Origin of the sequence: Bradyrhizobium diazoefficiens USDA 110 (assembly GCF_000011365.1) — a bacterium.
GTDB lineage: Bacteria > Pseudomonadota > Alphaproteobacteria > Rhizobiales > Xanthobacteraceae > Bradyrhizobium > Bradyrhizobium diazoefficiens.
In genome coordinates, this window is record NC_004463.1 from 5,732,632 (window position 1) to 5,753,652 (window position 21,021).

Below are 21,021 nucleotides of genomic sequence, written 5' to 3' on the forward strand. Positions count from 1 at the left end.
TCCTGAGGCTCGTATCGCATGCCCCGAGCAAAACGACGTATACAGTCAACGGCGGGTTGATCTACGTCAAAGGTCCGCGCTGAGAAATATGGACGTGCTTCTGACTGTTTCCAAATCTTGTACGACCCCGAACGTATAGAGCCTAGTCGCATCGACTGTTGGTCACCTTCTCAGCCTTCTATTTCGGAAGGCATTCCACACTGTAAGCAATGATGATCTGCGCTGGGTCGGCCTTTCCGATGCTCTTCAAATCCTCAAGACCACTTTTTAGCCTCGCTCCGGCCTCTTTCAAGCTACCTTCAAGTGCCGACTTGGCTGCCTTGCATCGCTCTTCATTCGAGAACTCCTGAAACACTACCGTTGGGAGGAGTCTCCACTCCGCTTTGTCGTTCGTAGCGGCTGGGCTGACCGAGAAAGAAAGACGTACATCAGGACCCACATTTGTTTACTCCGCTTTGGTGAGGAGCAGTGACAACCTGCTTCTCTCACGCGATCCTCGATCAAGATGGTCTCGCCTCTGGTTGATCTAAATCAAGCTCGGACGAAGCCTGACCCACGAGCATCGTTTGGAGAACGCACGGTGGGCTTTAACCTGTCGGGGGCGATAACATGAGGTGCTGGGTGGGGCTGGTCATCGCTGCTCTCTTAACAACGGGATCGCGCGCCAGCGATGCAGCCTTGCGGATCACAGAGGATCGCGGCGGACCGATTGAAAAGTATATATCCAGGTACGAAAGACTGCGTGCCTCGGGCCAGCCTGTGATTATCGATGGTTTCTGCGCATCGGCTTGCACGATCGTCCTGGCGGCCATCCCTTCGAGCAGAATTTGCGTGACCTCACAGGCGACACTTGCCTTCCACGCAGCGTGGGATTTCGGCCATCGCGGCCGGCCTGTCACGAATTCTGGAGCGACCCGAATGCTCTATTCGATGTATCCCGTGCGTGTGCGACAATGGATCGCAGATCGCGGTGGTCTAACGCCGCGCACAATCTTCCTGCATGGAAAGCCATTGAAGGCAATGTATCGCTCATGCTCCTCCTGACACCGCGCGAGAAGAAACTCTTAAGGCGTCTGGCCCAAGGGAAAACAGATCAGCAGATCGCTACCGAGATTGGTGGCAGGAAAGATCAGATCGCTTTGCAGCGCAAAAGTCTGATCGAAAGACTGCAAGTTCAGTCGCAGGAACAGCTAGAGGCGCTAGTCCATGAGTTCGCTTCCTATCCGGAACGATCGGTCGAGAAACCTGAGCGCAGGTGGCGGCCGCCCTAGCGCACCGCCGTCCGCGCTCACTCGGTCTCCTTAATACTGGTACGGATATTGACCCGGGCAAACATAGCTGCCGTAGGTGTCGTAGTAGCAGCCGCTGTTGTAGTTATTATGTAGTAACCGTAGGCACCGGCGGCAGCGGCGGCTCCCACAGCGGCGGCACCATAGCCCCAACCCGGGCGATAGTAGCCGCCGCCATACCCCGGATAACCCGCGATCGGACGGCCTGGTCGTCCAGCGATCGGGCGGCCTGGGTACCCGACGACCGGCAGTAGCTCGCGCGCTTCCCGAGCCACTAGGAATCGATAATTTGCAAGGTGCTCACGACGGCGCTTTGATCTCGGCATGCCTCGTCCTGTTCGACGCCACACGCCCGCGCATGTTGACGGCCGCCCCGTCAAGATCACCTTCGGCGAGATGCGCGAAATGGGCTTGCGTGGCGTCCTGGTCTATTGCCATTGCGGCCATCACGTTGCCTGGGATGCCGACCGTTGGCCTGACAATGTAAGGCTATCGGATCTCGAGCCGCGATTTGTCTGCCAGGGCTGCGGATCTCGCGGTGCCGACGTTCGGCCGGACTTCGAGCGGGGCAACCCGCAGTTTGCAATCATGGGGTACCGAAACATGCAATGATCAAAGGCTGGGGCCGGCCTCTCGAGGAGCCGATCAGGTCGACGGTCGCAGCCTAGCCACGCTGCGCAAGGCCGCCCCCCTATCCCCGCAGCTGCTTCCGCAGGGCGAAGATCTGCTCAAGCGCTGATGGCATGGTCCACCGCGTTCGCGCCGATCGGGTGGCAGGCCGCACCGTAGCGCTGCCATCGCATGGGAAATTTACGGGTTGACGCTCCTTGCAGGAACCACGCGACCGCGCGGTATTTGAATCTCGCCGGCTCGCTGTCCGAGCTGGCGGAGCGGCTCCGGCCAACCTCAAAAGCCCCCCTGTAGCCGGGGCCGTCTCCACGACACCATCGTATTGGGGTTTGCGTATGCGTTCCTCGCCCTCGATCGTGCCGGCCGACCGCCTCGACCTGGCGGCACTGAGGTGCCTTGTGAGCGGCCCCAAGCGCCTTCGGGGCTGGAGAGGGAAGACGCCGGGACCGCCACGACGCACCGGCTCAAGCCTGGGCGTCGTCGATATTATCCGCCCCTCGATTCATCGCAGGCCCTAACAAATGTATGGTCCCTAGATTAACTTTGTGGGCCAACCGTTGCCCCCAGAAGGCGGCCCTTTCTTCTAGGGCGCGGACTCATTAGCACGCAGCCAAATTCGGATTGATGCGAGCTTGACGGGTAACTCGGTCTGGAAGCTTGATGGAACCTCTCCGGCCCCCGGCATTTGGATTATCGATTGCGGTCGTTTAGGTGTTCTCGCTGATGCTGAATTGGTGCTCATATTGCCAACAATTTAAAGGTGAAACTTCCCCATATGACGACCTTTCCGTCACTTACGGTCTCTGCCAGAGGTGCGAGTCCCAGCACCCCGATATATTCGCAAGCGAAGTCGTCAGGCACTCCGAGTTTCTCCGCCGTGTTTACCATTCGCTCTACGAAGCAGGTCGCCGGAATGATCTTCCTTCGGCTCAGCAGCTCGTTAAAGACGCCCTTGCCGCCAAGTTCAGGCCCGTCGATATCCTCCTCGGAATTCTGACTCCGCTGCTCTACAAGATCGGCGAACAGTGGCGTTCCGGCACTATTACCGTCACCGACGAGCATGAGTTTACCGCCTTCAGCGAGCGCGTAGTCGACTTAATCGAAGTCAGCATGCAACGAGGCAAGACACGGCATCGACGGGGCCTACCACGGTATTTCCTCATGAATGCGCCGGGCAACACTCATACGCTCGCGATCCGCATTCTTTCTTTTTGGTTGAAAGATCGCAGCGTTTGCACACCAACCGTTATCAATCATATCGATCTGCAAAAACTGGCAGAGCACATTTTAGAAGCTGCGCCCAAATTACTGTTACTTTCGATGGCTTTGCCCCAACAACTCGACAGTGTGGTGGCTATCTCCGCCCTTGTCGGAGAGTTGCCGGCCGACGCTCGTCCAAAGGTCATTGTGGGCGGCTATGCGGTCAAATCCGGTTTAGTCACGTTTGTACCTGGCGCCGAGCTGGTTACCGACATCAACTTGCTGGGTACTTCTGATTAGATAATTTCCGCTTGTGGCCCATCGTGTCATTTCGCTGCGTTGCGGAATTTGATCGCTACCGGGCCATAGCGGACTCTCGCGAGCCGTCAGCTCGGCCGATTTATGGGTTCACGGCCTAGGGACTTCACACCCTATTTGCGGCCTATGCGTACCGCGTTCGAATTCTGCCTGCCGACCGCAGCCAACGTGGTGCCGGCCGGGCCCGACTGGATCCACGAAATCAAGTATGACGGCTATCGCCTGCGCGTCGAGCGCCAGGGCAAGACCGTGCGCCTCTTCACCCGCAACGGCCACGACTGGACCAAGCGATTTCCCTGGATCGTCGAGGCCGCACTGAAGAACCGCGAGCAGCACTTCGTCATCGACGGCGAGGCCGTTGTGCTCGGTGTCGACGGCGTCTCCGACTTCGACGCCCTGCACTCGCGCCGGCACGACAACGAGGTGCAGCTCTACGCATTCGACGTCCTCGCGCTCGGCGGCGAAGATCTGCGCGAGCTGCCTCTGAGTTTGCGCAAGACCAACCTTGCGCGGCTGCTACGCGGTCGGCCGGATGGCATGTTCGTCGCGCCCTTCGAGCCCGGCGAGATCGGCACCGAGCTTTTTGGCGCCGCCTGCCGCCTGGGCCTCGAGGGCCTGGTCTCGAAACGGCGCGACCGACGCTATAGCGCCGGCCGTTCGAAGGACTGGGTCAAGGTCAAGAACCGGACGCACCCGGCAATGGACCGAGAGTTTTGAAGAGGACATTGCACGAGGTCCGAGAAGCGGGTCCGGCCAATTTCGCCGAACTAAATTGGCACAGATGGCGACCTGCCATGGGAGTCAATTAGACGTTAGACGATTCACATAGGTGCTTGCCGAAGCCTTGAGGATTGGGAAAAATCGGCAAGCCGGGGCTGGCTAGGTCATTTGATCTCGGAATTATTGAAACCCGGACGGGGCCGCTGATGGGCTGAGTCGGCGGCCCTTGTTTATGAGGAACGACACAGCGTTTGCCACGTTTTCCCGATGCCCTTCCCAAGGGCACCCTGAGTGACCCTAGCTCCAACGCCCCCCGTATCCCTGCGAGCTGGGGCTTTTTTGGTCCCTGCTCAGCGATGTGTACTCGCGTTCGCGGCGTGCTCTATGGGACTGAATTCCTACGGAACGCGCGCACTTCTATAAGCGTTTCAAGCAGCAGGTTTAGGTCGGGAGGACGTTCATGAAACGCCACCGGTTCAAACAGGATAGAGCACTAGGCGAACGGCTCATCGAAGAAGCGCGGTTAGCGAGGGAAAAGTCAGGTCAATTGCCGGCAGGGACCGCGGAGCGTGAAGAGCTTTTGAAGAAGGCCCGCGAAGCCGACATCACAGCCCACATCGATGAATGGCTAACCTCGCCCGGATTGCAGCCGCCGAAGTGGGGCGCCGAGTAGATCATTGGGATCATTGGAGATGGTTTGAGATGGTTCTGGTCACGACCATCCTGAGTCAGCGGGGGCTTAAGCGGAAAGCCGTCCGTTAGGCGCTCGAGATTTACGATGCTCCCGCCGGCTTGTCTTGCGGTTTTTCGGGCTCTCCATTCGGTAGGACAGCATCGATTATGCGCTTCAGCGCATCCAGCGAACAGGGCTTGATGAGGACAGGCATTCCTTCAAATCCGTCGGGCACGCCTGCGCTGCCGTAACCACTCAAGAAGAAGAGAGGCAGCCCCCGGCTCCTTACTACCTCGGCAACCGGATGCACATTGATGCCCTGCAAATTGATGTCGAGGATCGCGAGATCATAACCCTCAATCTCTGCCAGGGATCGCCCCTCCTCTATACTTCCCGCTTCGGCGATTACCCTGTGCCCGAGCTCTTCAACCATGTCGACAAGCATCATTCGAATGAGCGCTTCATCCTCGACAAGAAATATCGATGCTTGAGTCATGTCTTGCCTCAAGCCCTGCTTGAACCAGCCATCGGGAGCGCGTTGAGCAGATGTGAGACCGCAGTTGTAAGCTGCGCCAGGCCCCGGCACATCAGCATCGGACGTTACAAAGTGCACACAGGCCAAAAGTTCCCGTCCTACCGGGAAAAAGCGGAACTCCGAGACAATCGTCCAGGCGCTTGGCAAACCCGGAAGTCACGGGCCATGGTAGATGGTCGGCTCTGCCACTGTGAGCGGACATCACCGATGTCCGCGGTTCAGGTCCGCGAAGGGCCATTTTCGGACATCACGCGGTGAAGGCTCTGTGCCGAGGGCACGCGCGGTTCAACGCTTCTGGTACGGGTGGAAGATATAGTCCTTCGCCTTCACGGTCACATGGCAAGCGTGTCCGCAGTCTGAGGGGCTGGGATCGGCCGTGAACTTGTCGGATGCGGCCTCGTAGTTGAATAGCGCGTATCCCCATCCGCCGCTTTTCGGAAAGCTCTTGCTGTCCTTCTCGATGACGAAAGCCTGCGTGAAGACGTCTGGCACATCCACAACGAAGGGAGCCTCCGTGCTCTTCTTCGGCTTCCACTGGAGCTTCGCGATCTTGGAGCCATCGGGGAAAGGTTGCCCGTTGTTCGGAACACCAGCCTTGTACGCCTCGATCATGGTCGGATTGGCGACGATCACCTTGAGCACTTCATCGGTCCGGGCGGAAGAGACCACCGCCCAGTCCTCGTATCCCTTGAAATGGGAGAACGCGATTCCATCCGGCGATTTCAGCGAGTACTTGTCCTCCGCGCAGACGGCCGTACCGCTCAGGACGGCGAGTACTGCCGTGATCGATAGCTTGCTTTTGCGTTTCATGGCTGTCCTTATTTCGTTTGAGGATAGTCGCGTTTTCAGTGCTCGCGAAAGCCGCATCACTCCTTGAATAGATCGACGCTCATGCGAATTGTCGGCTCGGACGAGAGGTTCTCGGTCCATTGATCAAATTCGGTGCTTTCGGTGATCACCTCGCGGGCGCGTGAAACGATAAATTGCTTTGAGGAAGTCCGTTAGAGATAACATGAAAACGGCTGGCCGTGGGACCCTGATGTCGCAGATGGGTCAAGAGCAGCCGTGGACACCAAGTTGGATTGGCGTCCGGTGTGCCCGTGACAGCCGACATGACACGCGCTCAATCGACCTTCGGCTAGGCGACATCTCGGGTTGGGGCTTTTGATAATGTTCAATCCTCGATGTCAGCAATCCGCCTGAGGACGATCACGACGGCAATGACCAAGCCAAGTATGCCGCCAGCAATTCCGGCTAGACCAGATCCAAATGCGCCACTCACATCACGGTCGGATAGAGCGAACACAACGATTTCAACCGCGAAGCCCATTCCCAGCGTCAGCGCGATTATGATCGCGATGGATTTGAGAAATTCGACCGCAAATCGAAGGGCCATATCTTCTCGTCGCACAATCAGTACAAAAAGTAGCAACCAGCCTAAAAATACGGCCACCCCCACGTAGATGCTGTAGGTAGCTCCCAATACGGCTAGAAAAAAGCCGACCCAAAAAAAGACTTCGCCACAAACGTATGCTACCGCCTCTTTGGCGCGATCGGCCAAAGACAGGTTACTTTTGGGGTCGAAATTCGCCAGCCGCATCGCCTTGCCCTTTGACGCGCCTCGCTTCCTGCATTTTCGGCACTAAATCCACTAAGATGTAGAGCGTCGGTTGTAACGTGCAACCCTCCGCACGCGACGCCTCCAAACCCCTCGACGCCAGAGGTCGCCTTAGGGTCATTTTCGACGGTTTCTGCGGAGATAGTCGGCTGGCTGATGTCCGCTTCTACCCCGTAAGCGTCCAACCGTGACCTAACTGCGACCGACATCTTGAAGGCGCAAATTATTGGAAGCGTACCTAAACCGCATCGCGAGGCCTATACAAAGAAATGGGAGGACACCGAGGAGGACCTAGGCCGTGACGCGTTTGGCGACCTCTTTAGCCACATTCGGATGATCTACCGTAAGGCCAAGCCTCATGGGAGCTTGCTCGACGAATTTAAGGAGCACGTCATAAAAGAAATGCAGCCTGAATACTTCATCAATGAAGTGCTTATCCCTATGCACGACTGCGAAGGGCAGATCGTTGCTCGTTCCCGACGACCGCTTCGGGTCACGAGCCGTAATACTTGCGGTGAGCAAATCAAGTCGGCTCTGCCTTCGACAGGAGACCTCAGCAAGACCTCCTACACTTGTCGCGAGAGGCCAATAGCCGAAGTGCACCCACTAGGTGGGCGAGTCTGCGTTGAGAAGCTGGGATACCGCAGTAACCAATTGCGCTGGAGCAAACGGTTTCTTCAGCAGAATGCTGTTGGGCACTCCCTCTGACGCCCAATCTTCGGCGGCAGCGCCCGTCATGTAGACCACGGGAAATGCAGGATTGATCTGCCTGACAAGGCGCGCAATCTCCCAACCCTTCATTGGCCCTTTGAGGTTGACGTCGGTTACGAGCGCCGAATACTTGACCACGCCACTTTCCACCATAGCCACGGCTTCTTGTCCGGAAGGTACCGTCGTCAGGTCGAATCCGCCCTCCTTCAAGGCGTCGCTAACGATTTCCTGCAATGGTTCCTCGTCCTCAACAACGAGAATAATGGGCACGCCTTCCATCTCCCCCTCCACGCAGCGTCAACCCGAGCCGCAGCAGGCGCAACGCATTGGAGGAACAAAAGTTCAAAAGTGAACATTTGCCCGGAAGGAATGACGGAGGCTCGGCCGCCCGCGTCGGCCGCCCAAGGATGTCTGAGTTGGGTCAAACTGAGAAATCCGGGCGCTCAGCCAACAGGTCGGCTTTACTCCCAACTCCAGACTAACTGCTGCATCGGACTAGCACTACTTTGGCAGATCTATTCACGCCGTTGCGCTTCGTTGATCTGTCTTCTGCAGTGCGGACACCGCTGACGAGGTAGCCGAAGAATGAGATCGACGATGGCGTTGCGCACGGCCGGCAGGCTTGGCTGAGGTGGCGGCCCGTTGATTCTTTTTTTTCCGTCCCGCTTTGGCGATGCGGCGGTGTTGCAAGAAGGCGTAAGCAATCATCGTCATGAGGGCGTGACGGTGAAGCCCGTGCCAGGACCGCCCCTCGAAGTGATCAAGACCGAGCTCCTCTTTTAGTTGCTGATGCGCTTGCTCGCAGATCCATCGTGCCTTGACGGTTGCAGCCAACTGTCGGAGGTCCATCTCGGCTGGCAGATTTGCCAGATAATACTTCTTCTCCCCCGAACTGCGGTGTTCGCCGATCAGCCACGCCTCTTCGCCGGGAAGATGCTGTTGACCCTTATCCTTGATCCGTTGTGGAGGCCCGTCGGCGATCCGCACGCGAACGGCGGCAAAGCGTGCTTGCAGTCTGCCTTTGGTCCCCAGCCGCCAACTCACATTTTTCCACTTGGCGTCAGCAAGCATGTCTTCCGACGGCATCGACAACAGATCCGGAATGTGCCGCTGACGGGGGCGCCCCCGACCAGCTATTGGAAAGATCAGCTTCACCCCCGCCGGATATACTTTCTGACGCCCCAGGATACCGACTGCCCAAACCAGCCCGCGGGCCGTGAGACCCTGACGGAACGGCGCGCTGAGACCGTATCCGGCATCTGCCAGTACACAGCCGAAGCGAACACCGGCTGCCATCACGCGATCAATCTCGGCCAGCGCGATCTCTGGCTTGGTTCGCGCTACGCGCTGCTCAACTGGAACACCGGCACGCTTCAAACGCGCCGGATCGCTCGTCCAACTCTCGGGAACGAAGAGACGCAATGCCACCATCACCGGCACTTCACCCCGCGCAAGCGTCAGCGACACCAACGTTTGGCAATTGGCCGTCTTGCCAAGGGTAGATGCATATTGCGGCGCGACACCAACCGAGCGATTGCCCTTCTTCGGCATCGCGGTGTCGTCGATGACCAACACCGCATCCTTGCCACCGACGAGCCGGTCGGCGTGAATGAGCAGTTCTGATTCCAACGGCGCCGCGTCCCAGACGCCGTCAGCGATGAAATGGTGCAACTGATCATAGTCGCCCGGCGCCAGTCGCGATGCCATCGGCTGGACGCTTTTACGATCGCCCGGTCCAATCAGCCCCGAAACATAGAGCGGGCACATTCGCCGCCGCGCCTTGTGACCTAAACAATCCAGGAATGGCTTCAGCCAGCGTCCAAGCTCATCTTCCCAATCCGACGTCGTGCCCACCATGGTCGGCCCTCCAAAAGCCGACCACCTATGAATCATTGAAAAACTGATTTGTGAATCCGGTCCCGCCGCTCAATCGCAAAATCTGCCAAAGTAGAGCTAGGGCGTGGACTCATAACGCGCAGCCAGCCATAGCCGGATAGATGCGAGTTGGACGAAGGCAAGGTAGTTTCGCGCAAGCCTGTCGTAACGCGTCGCCACACGACGACATTGTTTGATCCTATTGAAGAACCGTTCGACCTGGTTGCGAGCGCGGTAGAGATAGGGGCTGAAGCAGATCGGATCGCTGCGATTGCTTTTCGGCGGGATGTTGGCCCACGCCCCCTTTTTCATAGCAAGCTCTCTTATCCAGTCGGCGTCATAGCCACGGTCGGCAAGCAACATTGACCCGGACTTCAGACGAGAGAGCAGTTTTCCTGCAAGTCGAACGTCGTGGGCCTCGCCGGGGCTCAACGCCAACCGTACCGGCAAACCATTGCTATCGACCACCGCGTGGATTTTGCTCGTCAAGCCGCCGCGCGACCTTCCCATCGATTGGCGCTGGTTCCTTGTGATGCAGGCCCCATGCTGATGCACGCGGACAATCGAGGTGTCGATCATTTGGACAGCGGCATCATGGGCAGCCGCAAGTGCGTCTATGATGCGGCTCCAGACGCCAGCCCGCCGCCACCTAACGAAGCGGTTGTAGCAAGTGGTGTAAGGACCGAACGCCGCCGGCAAATCGCGCCAAGGTGCTCCGGAACGCAAGACCCAGAAGATGCCATTGAGGACACGACGGTCGTTAACCCGAGGAACGCCACGCGGCTTGTTCGGCAGCATGGGCTTGATGGCAACCCACCTCTCGACCGGCCCATCAGTCTTTTTTCGCTCCCTCCCGCGCAACCTCCATGCTGGTGGACGCGAACAATGGAAGTGTCGATCATCTGGACGGAGCCATCATGAGCTTCGGCGAGGGCTTTCATGATCAGGTCCCAGATGCCAGCCATTCGCCAACGGACGAACCGATTGTAGCAGGTCGTGTAAGGCCCAAAGCTCTCCGGCAGATCGCGCCATGGTGCGCCTGACCGCAATATCCAGAAGATGCCGTTTAGGACACGTCGGTCATTGACCCTCGGTACGCCGCGCGGCTTGTTAGGAAGGAACGGCCTGATGGCGGCCCACTCAAAGTCCGTGAGTTCGTATCTCATGATTCGAGGCCCCGGTTTGAGAGCTTGAATCACGTCTATCTCGGTGTTCGCAACGAGGAATTGTAAGTCCGAGATGAGCCGGATAGCGGACATGCTGCTGATGCACAAAAGCGACGCGAATGACCCTTAACTGACGTCGAGCAACAACTCGCGGCAATCACCGCGTCATAGGATGAGGTGTCGCGCTGTGCGGGGCGGTAATGACGACGCGACGTCTAAATTCTCCGGCTGTCGTAGGCCCAATGTAACAACGCCTGGCGCTGGCGCGGCCGGCAAGTCGGGTCGCACAGTTCGCAATGCTTCCTGATCTGTGACACGTGTCGCCTCATGGCCTTCCAGCGCCCGATCTGTCGCGTGTCCTCCTCAGGCAAGCGCCGGCCTAGGTAGTATCGACAATACCACTGGAACCAGCCGCGCGGATCGTTCGGATGCATCCAGCCCTTTCTCCGCCATTCCGACAAGCTTTGGCTGGCGTCCACGCCGAAATAGTTGCAAAGGCAGTCGCGGCCAGAAGGCGAGAGCTTCGCCCGCGCGAACCAACTCGCGGGAAACTCGTCACGACAATCGGTGAGGTATTTGCCGCAGAACACGCCGAGTTCCAGCATCTGCTTCGGCGTCAAATCGGGCCGGAATTGCGGGTCGAAATCGCGCCCGGCCGGCGCAGACAATACATAGCGGTAGCCTCTTTGCATCTTGTCACTGACGATGACAATGCGGCGGCGCATCCGGCCTCCTGTTAGTTCAATAGCCAGATTGCGCCGTTCAGAACCGAAGCGAATGCCACCCACACCGCGTAAGGCGCGAACAGCAGAGATGCGATCTTATCCCATCGCCAGGTTATCATGATGAAGCCAACGATCGTCATCAGAAGCAGCACGATTACGCCAAGGGCGATATCGATGCGATGGCCTGAGAAGAATATGGGTGACCAAACGAAATTCAGAGCCAGTTGTCCCCACCATAGCTTCATCGGTAAGTTGTTGCGGCCCTCTCTCCAAACACGCCATCCAGCGATCGCGATGATAATATAAAGCATGCTCCAAACCGGGGCAAAGATCCAGTTAGGCGGACTGAAAGGCGGCTTGCTTAGCGCCGCATACCATGCACCGGGGGCGGTCGCGAAACCGATGATAAGGCCGCCCCCCAGAACGAGCGCAACAAACAAAAGTAAACTACCGAGTTCGGCCGCGCGCATTTTCATTCGAATGGATCTTCGTCGCTGTTGTTCGGCAAAAGAATGTCAGTGGTTCTCTTGTCTCGGATGAGCAGTAGCGATCGCATCTCGTGGGGGGGCCTTGTCGAGAAGGCGCCAGTCCGCTTTGGGGCAAGGCGGACCGGCGGTCGATCCGTTGAGGGATATGGCCGATCAGTTCTGGGGCGGCAGGATGACCTTGTCGATGACGTGAATCATTCCGTTCGAGGCCGGGATATCAGCCTTTACGACGGTAGCATCGTTGATCGTCACCTTGCCTCCTTTGGTCGTGACCTTCACCATTGCTCCGTTGACGGTCTTGGCCTGGTCCAGCTTAGTTACCTGCTCAGCTTTCACTGCGCCCGGCACCACGTGGTAGGTGAGGATGGCCGTCAGCTTCGCTTTGTTCTCGGGCTTCAGCAGGTTCTCCACCGTGCCGGCCGGCAACTTGGCAAATGCCTCGTCCGTCGGTGCGAACACCGTGAACGGTCCGGGACCTTTCAGGGTAGCAACCAGGTCGGCCGCCTTGAGCGCCGCCGCCAGCGTCTTGAACTGGCCGGCACCGACCGCCGTGTCGACAATGTCCTGATTGCTGGCGCGCGCGAAAGTGCTGCCGATCGCCAAACCTACCACGGCCATGACGACCGCGGCCTTCGACGCAATACCTACTCTGCTCATCTTTTAGCTCCTGTAACTTGCGGGGGCCGGCTTGGCGGCCCGCGTTCCGGTTTCGAGGGACGGGAGAAACGTGTTTTGCCTTGCCCTTCTTGAATGGTAGTAAAACAAATTTTCATCAAGGGCACATTAGCGTGATATGCAAACTAGTTTTCGTGAGGATAAAACGCACGTTCCATCTTTGAACTGGGATGAAATGAGACCGGAACCATGCTATCGGAGACTCTGATCACGGCCCTTAAGGGCTACGCCATCGGCCCAAAGATCCGCCGGCTGCGGCTGCGCAAAAAGCTGGGGCTGGTCCAGCTAAGCGAGCACACCGGTCTCTCGCCGGCGATGCTGTCGAAAATCGAACGCGGGCATCTGTTTCCGACGCTACCGACCTTGTTGCGGATCGCTTTAGTGTTCGGCGTCGGGCTCGATCACTTTTTCAGAGAGGACAGCGACCGGCCGGTACATGCGGTCGTGCGCAAGGCGGACCGCATTCGTCTTCCGGAGAAGGCCGGACGGACTTCGCCCGCTTACTGCTTCGAGTCGCTCGACTATCCGGTCAGCGACCGCAAGCTCAACGGCTATTACGTCGAGTTTGTAAAGGAAGACGAGCAGTCGGAGCCTCACGAGCATCCGGGCGCGGAGATCATCTACGTTTTGGATGGCGAGCTTGTGGTGAACCTGGAGGGAGAGGACTTCACGCTGGGCCAAGGCGATTCGATGTATTTCGATTGCGCTCATCCGCACACTTACCGCCTTAAAGGGTCGTTGCCGTGCGCGGCCATTATCGTCGTGACGCCGAAATCAGCTTCAACGTGACCGGGATCGCAAGACAATCCCCGACGAACAGGAACTATCCCCTGCTCGCCTGCGCTATCAGAAACGACTATCCGTTAGTTTGCTCCGCACGTCCGGGGTGGCACTTTTCTGACCTGAGGCGATGTCCGGATTGAGTCCGCAAAACGTCGGATAGCGGACATCGTTCACAGCCGCGGTAGCGAATCTTGATTTATGAGTACACGGCCTAACAGACGCGATGGGCCATTAGCAGACTACTGGCCTTGTTGACGGATCACGCGGATCGATCATGGAAACTTTCTCCGGAAATCGTCGTAACTAAGTAAATCCACCGTGGAGGCATCAGATAACAGTCGAGGACCAGGCGGTTGCGGGATCAGGCGCGGCGAAGACTTGGTACGGGCTAGCCATGGCAGCCAAGCTTCGATCCCCGTCGTTGGCGGATCCTCGGTGATCTCCAGGAATGCGCGTTTGAGCTTTACACCGGGTCCGAAACTGGCAGCCAAATCGGAGGGGGCCACCTGCACCACGCTGCTCGGATCAGACAGATCCGAAAAACGCACCAGCACCGGCAAATTCCCGAACGACACCTCGCCTCTAGGTTTGCGTCGCTTCATCTCCTCGAGATAAGCCGTGTAGTCGTCCTTCGCCAATATTCCACTTCCGACCTTGCCGTGAAACGCTTCTTGAGCAAATTGTACCGAAGCTCCATTGTACATGCCCATTCCACCGCTCCGAAGAGCGCGTTCGTCAGCGAGCGTTGCGAACAGGATGCCGTGAGAGCCCAGATCGACGACGACGGCCTCACCAATTTCGCCCACCCTCGCCAGCGAAGAAAACCCGATTGTGCGGTTCAAACGGCCGGGCGCGAGGACCGTCAGTTGGCTGACGCTCGAGCAAGATCGCTCCCCCTCTGGCGTCTCCACTACGAGCGTCAGTCGCGACCGAAGTGTCGTTGTTTCGCCGCGGAACGCCAGCCAGCCAAATACAATCGTCGCGACTGCGACCACCAAGACCACCAAGACCACCAAACAGCCTTTGGCTCCCGCGTTCAACGAACGTCTCCGACATGCTGCCCGAGGATGATCTCTCCGAGGACCGACGTCAGCTTAACAGCCAAGGCCAAACGGGCGTCGAGAAGTCGGCGCTGACGTGATAGTGCAACCCTAACGGTCCTGTGCGACCTCAGTCATCGCCCGCGCTCGCAACGACCAATCCGACGCAGAGAATAATTTTGAAGCCTACGCCGGGGCAGTTAACTTCTGGTTGCGTTCTGGCTTGAACGTATCGGCTTCGGGTCAAAATGCGAAGAACTCAACCGGAGCAAATCTGGTCCGCCTTGCCGTACTGAGCGGACCTCAACGAAGCGCTCGGCGACATCGGTGATGGGCCAAGGGCAGACTAAGCGTCCGCAAGCGAATGGCGGTGGGTGAGCCAATAATCATTCTGCCAGTCCTCGTAGCCAAGCAACTCGCCAAAGCGCCTTTCGCGGCTGTCGGACCAAGCTCCGGGCTCGCTCAGAAGCGTAAGCATTGCATCAACCCGCCACTCGTGGCCCGGTAAGGCGTAGAATAGCATCCGGTATTTGAGGTGCGGCAGTCCAGGGCATGGTTCAATCACTTCGTGTCTTATTAGTCGGCCTACAGCAACATGCCTATCGAACAGCCGCCAATATCGAATACAGATGTCTGGCTCATCACCAACGATATCCATGAAATATGCGAGGGGCTTTGTGCCCCTCAGCATTAGGCCGAGTTCTCTGTTGGTGTGAACCAAATAGGGCAGCTGGCGAAGCCATTCGGGTTGCATGTTCGGCATCTTCACTGCACAACGTTAATTTCCGCTAATGGGATGGTCCGGCCGTGCTCCTGCCCCGCCAGCGATAAGCTGGCCAGGGGCGCCAAGACAAGGAGCACGCCATGTCCCAGACACCCAGTACCGCGATCGCCGTGATCGGCATCGATATCGGCAAAAACTCGTTCCACGTCGTGGGCCACGATACGCGCGGCACCGTCGTGCTGCGGCAAAAGTGGTCGCGTGGCCAGGTCGAGGCGCGGCTCGCCAATATGCCGCCTTGCCTGATCGGCATGGAAGCCTGCGTCGGCGCACATCATTTGAGCCGCAAACTCGCATCGTTAGGTCACGATGCCAGGTTGATGCCAGCCAAATATGTCCGCCCTTATAGCAAAGGACCGAAGAACGACTTCAATGACGCCGAAGCGATTGCCGAAGCCGTGCAGCGCCCGACGATGAAGTTCGTGGCGACCAAGACCGCGGAGCAACTGGATCTGCAGGCGCTGCATCGGGTGCGCGAGCGGCTGGTGTCGCAACGCACCGGCATCATCAACCAGATTCGCGCCTTCATGCTGGAACGCGGGATCGCGGTGCGCCAGGGTATCGGCTTCCTGCGCACAGAACTGCCCACCATCCTTGCGACGCGCACCGATGCCCTGTCGCCACGCATGTTGTGTGTCATCGAGGAGTTGGCAGGCGACTGGCGTCGGCTGGATCAGCGCATCGATAGGCTCTCCGGCGAGATCGAAGCACTGGCCCGTCAAGATCAGGCATGTTCGCGCCTGATGACGGTGCCTGGCATCGGGCCGATCATTTCGAGCGCCATGGTGGCCGCGATCGGCACTGGAGACGTCTTCTCCAAAGGCCGTGACTTCGGCGCCTGGCTCGGGCTGGTGCCCAGGCAGATCTCGACGGGAGACCGCACGATCCTCGGCAAAATCTCACGGCGCGGCAATCGCTACCTCCGCGTTCTGTTCGTCCAGGCGGCATGGGTGGTGCTGGTCAGGATCAAGAACTGGGAACGTTACGGACTCAGATCCTGGATCGAAGCCGCCAAGAAGCGATTGCACCACAACGTGCTGGCGATCGCACTCGCCAACAAGCTTGCCCGCATCGCCTGGGCGGTGCTGGCTAAAGGACGCGCCTTCGAGCTGACAAGGACCAACGATGCAGGCGTCCGACCCGCTTGATCGTCGCGCCGTGCTCGGCGCGGTCAAGGCGCGGCCTGGCAACGCCGGAGCCAGCCGCAAGCCAAGCGCAACGGCCGGCCTTGACCGCCCGTGCGCGCGACGCGACGCACGTCCTGCGGGCCGGGACGAAGGAACGGCCCCTGGCTCGAACACAGGAACTGCGAGGTAGGAGGAGCATGCGATGACGTAACCCCATCAACAGGTTCCAGCCGAGGTCTGCGAGAGGATGAGACGAGATGGAGGTTCGGTCTTCCCGGCGCATGCGAACACTGGTGACCCAAATGGCCCAATCGAGGCCTGTCCGCTAATGAGAACGCGCGCGCGCTGATATCCATGATGGCCCGGAGCAAATGCTCCAATCAAAGGCCGGATACATTGATGCAAGACCACACCACCTGATCGACGAACCTCTTGCTACGCACGGCCGGACCATACATCGGGTCATTCGCGTCGATCTGGCCGTGATCTCGGCACGTCCGGTCTGGCCTCAACTGCTGGCCAGCCGAGCAAGACCACGACCTTCGCCTCAGGGCCAATTGCCGACCTTGCGCCTCCTTCGATCAGGCGTTTGCCCAGATGAACCAAGGTTACTCTGGCAATCCGGCTTTCCTCAACCCTTCTTCAAATCGCGCAAGGTCATCAGCACGCCGATGAGGCACCAGGGCCCGTATGCTGGATATTCGGAGCGCGGGTCGGAGTTGCCGGAGACGCGCCATGGCCTTGCGCGCCTGTTCGAGTCGGCCAGCCATCGCGTTGCTCGCGGCGGCCACGCGTAGTCCGGCGGGGAATTCTGGGTTGTATTGCAATGCCATTGCCGCCCAAGATGCTGCCTCTTCATAGCGGCCCAGCAGGAAATGCGCATATGCGGTCCCAGTTCGCATGCCTGCCATCCGCGAATCCAATGGGTTCAGACGCATGGCGTGCGCAAAGCATTTAAGTGCCGGGTCCGGCTCGCAGAGCCAGTTTTTAATCCAACCACTAAAGTGCCAAGCCTCTGCCAAATTGACATTGAGAAAAAGTGCGCGGTCGATCAAGGCGGCACCTTGTTCGAAATCACCAACGACGTAGGCGAAAGTCCACCCGCTGCCGCTGAGTGCGATTGCATCATCTTTGCCCAACTCGGCGGCCCGTCGAGCGAGTAATGTTGCTTGCACAATCTCTTCCTTGGCGCCTGAAAACCAACCGATCCCCTTTCCATACGCGTAGCAAGAGGCAGCACGGCCGTACGCGGCCGCAAAATCGGGATCGAGTTCAGTCGCGCTGTTGAATAGCTGCAATGCGTCATCGATCGCCCGCCGGTTGGTATCTATCTGATAAAATTTGGCCAATCCGCGCAAATAGACCGTATAGGCATTGAGACTTTCTGTTGGCTTACGCTTGGCGCGCTCAATCTCTGCTTTTTCAACCGTCGGTGCGATCGCTCCTACCACGCTCTCAGTTACCCGGTCTTGCAGATCAAAGATGTTTCCCACATCGCCTTCGAATCGGTCGGCCCAAAGATGTGCTCCGGTGGCGGCATCTATGAGCTGGCCTGCGATGCGCATGCGGCCTAAAGCGCTTCGGACGCTGCCTTCCAGTACGTAGCGCACCCCAAGTTCGCGCCCGATTTGCTTCACATCGACGAGGCGCCCCTTGTAAGTGAAGCTCGAGTTGCGCGCGATGATGAACAGGGCTTTGAACCGAGACAGCGCTGTAATGATGTCTTCGGCCATTCCATCAGCGAAGTAGTCCTGTTCCGGATCGGAGCTAAGATTGGTAAATGGGAGGACGGCCACGGAGGCCTTCTCAGGGAACGGAAGATCCGGTATCGGCCCCTGCACGGGAGCATCGCCGATTGCCTCGCCCTCGAGCCTCGTCGCTTCCTGCACTGATCCGACGAAACGGAAGCCTTTGCGAGGAAGGGTCCTGATGAGGCGCTGCCCTTCGCCCGTGTCGCCGATGGCGCTTCGAGCGGCATTCAGTCGAGTCGTGAGCGCAGTCTCAGAGACAATTCGCCCCTTCCATATGGCCTCGATCAACTCGTCCTTGCTGATCACATGCTCCCGGTTGCGGATCAGGTATTCAAGTAAGTCGAAGACCTGCGGCGACACGGCGACCAGTTCGGCGCCGCGACGCAACTCGCGGCGGTCAGTATCCAAAGCGCAGTTGTCGAAGAGATAACGCAAGCTACCGTTCCCTAAGCAACTTCCGAACACCAGGCTCCAACACGCCGGTGGGGCAAAGATTAAGCCGCCAGTGACGAAAATGTAAGGAGCAAGTAAAGCGCGCTCGTCCATCCGTTGGCATTCTATGGCCCGCCCCTCCCAGGAGAGACCGCCATGAGCACGATGACAGTATTGGGACAGCCTGCCGCGCTGACCCGGAAAGTCACAGGTTTCATCGAGCGAGCCAGGAATGCGATTCAGAAACAGCGCCAACGCGAGAAGGTGCGGGCCGCCTTGTACGGCCTGAACAGCCGCGACCTGCACGATATCGGCATTGCCCATAGCGACATCGAGTATGTGGCCTCGCACCCGGAAATCGACCCGCGACGTGCCTGACGTGGCGCGATCTCGCACTTCTCACTTGAGCGCCGCGCTCGTGATGTCCGCCATGGGTCAATCGCGTCGGTTTGGGCGGTGACTGCGGACTTCTGCTCCGCGCTCATAAGCAGACATCGGCCCGCTGGCAGGCCCTCGCACTTCCCAGAGCCGCTGTTAGCGCCGGGTCGAAAAATGTTAGTCCTCAGTCGCAGTTACTTCGCTCGCCCGTCATGCAGGACGAAACAGACCTCGTGGCCCGCTGGCGATTGCAGACAGTCTGAACCGGGCTTCAAAGCACATGAGCCGGATCTGTTTTGGCGGTCGGCTTTGTGCGGAGCTTTGCCGAAAGACAAGCACGCTTTCCAGCGCCTCTCCCTCGGGTGCGGGAAACAAGCTCCGTAGACTGCACGCGTGATTCACTCCGCGAGTGCGCGATAAACTGACGCTCGGCCCATCGTCCGATCTTCAATGTCTTTGCAGACTGCCACCGCGGACGCTTCAATAGCCAATACACTGGTGCGGCCTCCTCTGCTCGACCATCATCCGATCCGCATCAACTCGGCGTCGATCAATTGCTCGACCATCCTACTTGATCGTCGCGTGCACTGTGATTACCGACGTGCCAGAAGCTTTCGGCCCCTTACCTGTTGCCCTAATTACAAAGGTGTCGCTTCCTTTGTATCTGGCCTTCGTCTTGTATTCGTAAGCCGCAACGTTGATCTTCTTGAGCTTGCCGTGTGCGGGCTTTTGCGAGATTTCCGAGCTACTCGTCGCGCCGCGCAACGTGATCGGGAAGATGCAACTGTCCCCAGACGCAATGCTGATGTCGCCGGTCGCGTTCTCGCCCCAATCCGCCAGCTCCATCGATCTGGAACATTCCGGAGCCGCCAGCGCGATAGAAACAGAAGTCGGGCTAGAAGCTCCCACGATAAGCGCCACAATAGCCAAACTGGACAACCGCATCACAGGCTCCTCGATATGCGATCCACTGACCTCGGCCCTGCCCCGCCGTCGAGCATTGCTCAGCAATCGTCCGCAATGCCAATGGGCGGCTCCGGTTCTAGTGGCGACGGTGATAGCGGGGCGCAGGAGCCATCGCCATTGAGGATCCGAACGCTCCCAACGGACGCATGACGTCCTCCGTCGGCTGGAAGAACCCTGGCATGGCCGCCGCAGCGACGGGGCGTTGACGATCTCGGCCCGCAACCAATGTCCCACCGGATCCCATTTGCACAATCGTCGCGGTCACGTTGCGATGGGTGCAGCGGCAGCCGAGCGCACTCGCGGCCGCAGGCGATAGATCAAGGAACGCGCCGGTGAATGGACCGCGATCGGTCACCGTGACTTGGACCGACCGGCCGCCGCTCTGAACCATCAGGACCGTGCCGAAGGGCAGCGTCCGGTGGGCGGCCGTCATTGCAGCACAGTTGAGTACGCCCCCGGAGGCCGTTCGGCGACCGCACAGGCGGTCACTCCCACCGTAGTAGGTCGCGCTCCCGGAGAGACGATGCGCCTCGGCCACGGAAGAGAGCGAGAGGAGGACGATTCCGGTCACGACCATGCGTTTCATGCTGGATCCCTCGGGTTTGAAAGAGGCGCTGCGACAGCGTCGCGCCATCGCTAAGTCCAATCGGAGGTCCTAGGGCCCGGCGCAGGAGGTCAAACAGTCGACCAAGCCCATAGGCACTTGTAACTCTGTTGATCGGCAAAGGTGCCGGAAATGGGGAAAATGGAGTGCGAGGTGGAGTTGCAGGCGAGCATCATGCCCGGGCTAGCTTCTCCTCAATCGGCATTAGCCGCACGCAGTTGTTCAAGCAATTAACCTCAAACGCTTCAGGAGCCCCGTGGCGCCGCGGACATCCCGATGCAATCCGATAGAATTCATCGTCGCTGAGCGGTTCCAGCGGAAGGTACGGGCACTCTGCGGTAGACGAATATTCCCCACCGCCACAAATGGTTCGCGGTGCGCCCCGCGAAGTCCAGCTGCGGTCGGGAGAAGAATTTTCTAAAAGCGAATATGGCGCGAACGGCAGGTACAGAGCGATTACAATCATCGATAGCCATCCTCCCTGACCTCACCCGCCCCTACCAACGGATCGCGACGTTGGACTACTCCGGTATGTG

Annotated in this window: 22 protein-coding genes and 1 pseudogene; 9 read left to right on the forward strand and 14 right to left on the reverse strand. The window is 58.6% G+C overall.

All coding sequences use genetic code 11. From position 1 onward, the window contains the following. Window positions 1-609: 609 nt before the first annotated feature. From BJA_RS43205 to BJA_RS26115, 6 genes are all read left to right on the forward strand, one after another. The gene (locus BJA_RS43205; protein WP_011087936.1) at window positions 610-1,044 is read left to right on the forward strand and encodes a hypothetical protein; all 435 of its coding nucleotides are present in this window, start codon (window positions 610-612) and stop codon (window positions 1,042-1,044) included. Further along, window positions 954-1,271, forward strand: a complete 318-nt coding sequence (locus BJA_RS26100; RefSeq protein WP_162494119.1) for a LuxR C-terminal-related transcriptional regulator — start codon at window positions 954-956, stop codon at window positions 1,269-1,271. The genes BJA_RS43205 and BJA_RS26100 overlap by 91 nt, the downstream gene beginning before the upstream one ends. A gap of 342 nt (window positions 1,272-1,613) precedes the next feature. Continuing rightward, window positions 1,614-1,901, forward strand: coding sequence for a hypothetical protein (locus tag BJA_RS44055; RefSeq protein ID WP_011087938.1), 288 nt, complete (start codon window positions 1,614-1,616; stop codon window positions 1,899-1,901). A 729-nt stretch (window positions 1,902-2,630) separates the two neighbouring features. Further along, window positions 2,631-3,419 (forward strand): B12-binding domain-containing protein, encoded by a 789-nt coding sequence (locus BJA_RS26105; RefSeq protein ID WP_011087939.1) that lies wholly within the window; start codon window positions 2,631-2,633, stop codon window positions 3,417-3,419. 144 nt (window positions 3,420-3,563) lie between these two features. Beyond that, window positions 3,564-4,154 carry an RNA ligase family protein gene (locus BJA_RS26110; RefSeq protein ID WP_038966382.1) on the forward strand — a complete coding sequence of 197 codons (591 nt, stop codon included), beginning with the start codon at window positions 3,564-3,566 and terminating at the stop codon, window positions 4,152-4,154. Between the two features lie 463 nt (window positions 4,155-4,617). Beyond that, window positions 4,618-4,830, forward strand: coding sequence for a hypothetical protein (locus BJA_RS26115; RefSeq protein ID WP_038966383.1), 213 nt, complete (start codon window positions 4,618-4,620; stop codon window positions 4,828-4,830). 100 nt (window positions 4,831-4,930) lie between these two features. Here the strand turns inward: BJA_RS26115 and BJA_RS26120 are convergent, their stop codons facing one another. The 10 genes and pseudogenes from BJA_RS26120 to BJA_RS26165 all read right to left on the reverse strand — a co-directional run bounded on the left by BJA_RS26120 (window position 4,931) and on the right by BJA_RS26165 (window position 12,605). After that, window positions 4,931-5,326 (reverse strand): response regulator, encoded by a 396-nt coding sequence (locus BJA_RS26120; protein ID WP_038966384.1) that lies wholly within the window; start codon window positions 5,324-5,326, stop codon window positions 4,931-4,933. Window positions 5,327-5,650: 324 nt separating this feature from the next. Then, window positions 5,651-6,175: a cytochrome P460 family protein gene (locus BJA_RS26125; protein ID WP_038966385.1), complete on the reverse strand. Its 525-nt coding sequence runs from the start codon at window positions 6,173-6,175 to the stop codon at window positions 5,651-5,653. A gap of 364 nt (window positions 6,176-6,539) precedes the next feature. Next, entirely contained in the window at window positions 6,540-6,965 is a 426-nt protein-coding gene (locus tag BJA_RS26130; RefSeq protein ID WP_011087943.1) for a hypothetical protein, read from the reverse strand. A gap of 624 nt (window positions 6,966-7,589) precedes the next feature. Then, on the reverse strand, window positions 7,590-7,973 hold the full coding sequence (locus BJA_RS26135) for a response regulator (protein WP_063921629.1): 384 nt from the start codon (window positions 7,971-7,973) through the stop codon (window positions 7,590-7,592). 240 nt (window positions 7,974-8,213) lie between these two features. Further along, window positions 8,214-9,551, reverse strand: a complete 1,338-nt coding sequence (locus tag BJA_RS26140; RefSeq protein WP_236842076.1) for an IS701-like element ISBj9 family transposase — start codon at window positions 9,549-9,551, stop codon at window positions 8,214-8,216. A 96-nt stretch (window positions 9,552-9,647) separates the two neighbouring features. Continuing rightward, entirely contained in the window at window positions 9,648-10,367 is a 720-nt protein-coding gene (locus tag BJA_RS26145) for an IS5 family transposase (RefSeq protein ID WP_011087946.1), read from the reverse strand. Window positions 10,368-10,378: 11 nt separating this feature from the next. Further along, window positions 10,379-10,735: pseudogene (locus BJA_RS44060) on the reverse strand (IS5 family transposase); the annotation flags it as partial. Between the two features lie 215 nt (window positions 10,736-10,950). Then, window positions 10,951-11,460, reverse strand: a complete 510-nt coding sequence (locus tag BJA_RS26155) for a hypothetical protein (RefSeq protein WP_063921482.1) — start codon at window positions 11,458-11,460, stop codon at window positions 10,951-10,953. An 11-nt stretch (window positions 11,461-11,471) separates the two neighbouring features. Beyond that, the gene (locus BJA_RS26160) at window positions 11,472-11,936 is read right to left on the reverse strand and encodes a TspO/MBR family protein (protein ID WP_011087948.1); all 465 of its coding nucleotides are present in this window, start codon (window positions 11,934-11,936) and stop codon (window positions 11,472-11,474) included. Window positions 11,937-12,101: 165 nt separating this feature from the next. Continuing rightward, a complete protein-coding gene (locus BJA_RS26165) occupies window positions 12,102-12,605 on the reverse strand; it encodes a fasciclin domain-containing protein (RefSeq protein ID WP_011085261.1) in 504 nt (167 codons plus the stop codon). Window positions 12,606-12,812: 207 nt separating this feature from the next. On the opposite strand from BJA_RS26165, the gene BJA_RS26170 reads away from it, so the two are divergent. After that, complete coding sequence (locus BJA_RS26170) at window positions 12,813-13,412, forward strand: helix-turn-helix domain-containing protein (RefSeq protein ID WP_011085260.1); 600 nt, start codon at window positions 12,813-12,815, stop codon at window positions 13,410-13,412. Between the two features lie 266 nt (window positions 13,413-13,678). On the opposite strand, the gene BJA_RS26175 is transcribed toward BJA_RS26170, so the two are convergent. Next, the gene (locus BJA_RS26175; protein WP_162494120.1) at window positions 13,679-14,446 is read right to left on the reverse strand and encodes a hypothetical protein; all 768 of its coding nucleotides are present in this window, start codon (window positions 14,444-14,446) and stop codon (window positions 13,679-13,681) included. A gap of 864 nt (window positions 14,447-15,310) precedes the next feature. Between BJA_RS26175 and BJA_RS26180 the strand changes: the two genes are divergently transcribed. After that, entirely contained in the window at window positions 15,311-16,375 is a 1,065-nt protein-coding gene (locus BJA_RS26180; RefSeq protein ID WP_011087951.1) for an IS110-like element ISBj4 family transposase, read from the forward strand. Window positions 16,376-16,962: 587 nt separating this feature from the next. Here BJA_RS26180 and BJA_RS26185 read toward each other — a convergent pair. Beyond that, window positions 16,963-18,540, reverse strand: coding sequence for a winged helix-turn-helix domain-containing tetratricopeptide repeat protein (locus BJA_RS26185; RefSeq protein WP_038967955.1), 1,578 nt, complete (start codon window positions 18,538-18,540; stop codon window positions 16,963-16,965). 153 nt (window positions 18,541-18,693) lie between these two features. Between BJA_RS26185 and BJA_RS26190 the strand changes: the two genes are divergently transcribed. Beyond that, on the forward strand, window positions 18,694-18,915 hold the full coding sequence (locus BJA_RS26190; RefSeq protein ID WP_051000407.1) for a DUF1127 domain-containing protein: 222 nt from the start codon (window positions 18,694-18,696) through the stop codon (window positions 18,913-18,915). 567 nt (window positions 18,916-19,482) lie between these two features. Here BJA_RS26190 and BJA_RS26195 read toward each other — a convergent pair. Further along, window positions 19,483-19,860 (reverse strand): hypothetical protein, encoded by a 378-nt coding sequence (locus tag BJA_RS26195; RefSeq protein WP_038967951.1) that lies wholly within the window; start codon window positions 19,858-19,860, stop codon window positions 19,483-19,485. A 97-nt stretch (window positions 19,861-19,957) separates the two neighbouring features. Further along, window positions 19,958-20,467: a septal ring lytic transglycosylase RlpA family protein gene (locus tag BJA_RS26200; RefSeq protein WP_038967950.1), complete on the reverse strand. Its 510-nt coding sequence runs from the start codon at window positions 20,465-20,467 to the stop codon at window positions 19,958-19,960. Between the last annotated feature and the right edge of the window lie 554 nt (window positions 20,468-21,021).

What these genes read in the sequence shown, in the direction of transcription:
- BJA_RS26120 (WP_038966384.1), bottom strand. Translation starts at nt 5,326, where the DNA reads ATGACTCAAGCATCGATATTTCTTGTCGAGGATGAAGCGCTCATTCGA.
- BJA_RS26115 (WP_038966383.1), top strand. Translation starts at nt 4,618, where the DNA reads ATGAAACGCCACCGGTTCAAACAGGATAGAGCACTAGGCGAACGGCTC.
- BJA_RS26140 (WP_236842076.1), bottom strand. Translation starts at nt 9,551, where the DNA reads ATGGTGGGCACGACGTCGGATTGGGAAGATGAGCTTGGACGCTGGCTG.
- BJA_RS43205 (WP_011087936.1), top strand. Translation starts at nt 610, where the DNA reads ATGAGGTGCTGGGTGGGGCTGGTCATCGCTGCTCTCTTAACAACGGGA.
- BJA_RS26100 (WP_162494119.1), top strand. Translation starts at nt 954, where the DNA reads ATGGATCGCAGATCGCGGTGGTCTAACGCCGCGCACAATCTTCCTGCA.
- BJA_RS26125 (WP_038966385.1), bottom strand. Translation starts at nt 6,175, where the DNA reads ATGAAACGCAAAAGCAAGCTATCGATCACGGCAGTACTCGCCGTCCTG.
- BJA_RS26195 (WP_038967951.1), bottom strand. Translation starts at nt 19,860, where the DNA reads ATGCGGTTGTCCAGTTTGGCTATTGTGGCGCTTATCGTGGGAGCTTCT.
- BJA_RS26160 (WP_011087948.1), bottom strand. Translation starts at nt 11,936, where the DNA reads ATGAAAATGCGCGCGGCCGAACTCGGTAGTTTACTTTTGTTTGTTGCG.
- BJA_RS44055 (WP_011087938.1), top strand. Translation starts at nt 1,614, where the DNA reads ATGCCTCGTCCTGTTCGACGCCACACGCCCGCGCATGTTGACGGCCGC.
- BJA_RS26170 (WP_011085260.1), top strand. Translation starts at nt 12,813, where the DNA reads ATGCTATCGGAGACTCTGATCACGGCCCTTAAGGGCTACGCCATCGGC.
- BJA_RS26110 (WP_038966382.1), top strand. Translation starts at nt 3,564, where the DNA reads ATGCGTACCGCGTTCGAATTCTGCCTGCCGACCGCAGCCAACGTGGTG.
- BJA_RS26130 (WP_011087943.1), bottom strand. Translation starts at nt 6,965, where the DNA reads ATGCGGCTGGCGAATTTCGACCCCAAAAGTAACCTGTCTTTGGCCGAT.
- BJA_RS26145 (WP_011087946.1), bottom strand. Translation starts at nt 10,367, where the DNA reads ATGCTGCCGAACAAGCCGCGTGGCGTTCCTCGGGTTAACGACCGTCGT.
- BJA_RS26190 (WP_051000407.1), top strand. Translation starts at nt 18,694, where the DNA reads ATGAGCACGATGACAGTATTGGGACAGCCTGCCGCGCTGACCCGGAAA.
- BJA_RS26155 (WP_063921482.1), bottom strand. Translation starts at nt 11,460, where the DNA reads ATGCGCCGCCGCATTGTCATCGTCAGTGACAAGATGCAAAGAGGCTAC.
- BJA_RS26165 (WP_011085261.1), bottom strand. Translation starts at nt 12,605, where the DNA reads ATGAGCAGAGTAGGTATTGCGTCGAAGGCCGCGGTCGTCATGGCCGTG.
- BJA_RS26180 (WP_011087951.1), top strand. Translation starts at nt 15,311, where the DNA reads ATGTCCCAGACACCCAGTACCGCGATCGCCGTGATCGGCATCGATATC.
- BJA_RS26200 (WP_038967950.1), bottom strand. Translation starts at nt 20,467, where the DNA reads ATGAAACGCATGGTCGTGACCGGAATCGTCCTCCTCTCGCTCTCTTCC.
- BJA_RS26135 (WP_063921629.1), bottom strand. Translation starts at nt 7,973, where the DNA reads ATGGAAGGCGTGCCCATTATTCTCGTTGTTGAGGACGAGGAACCATTG.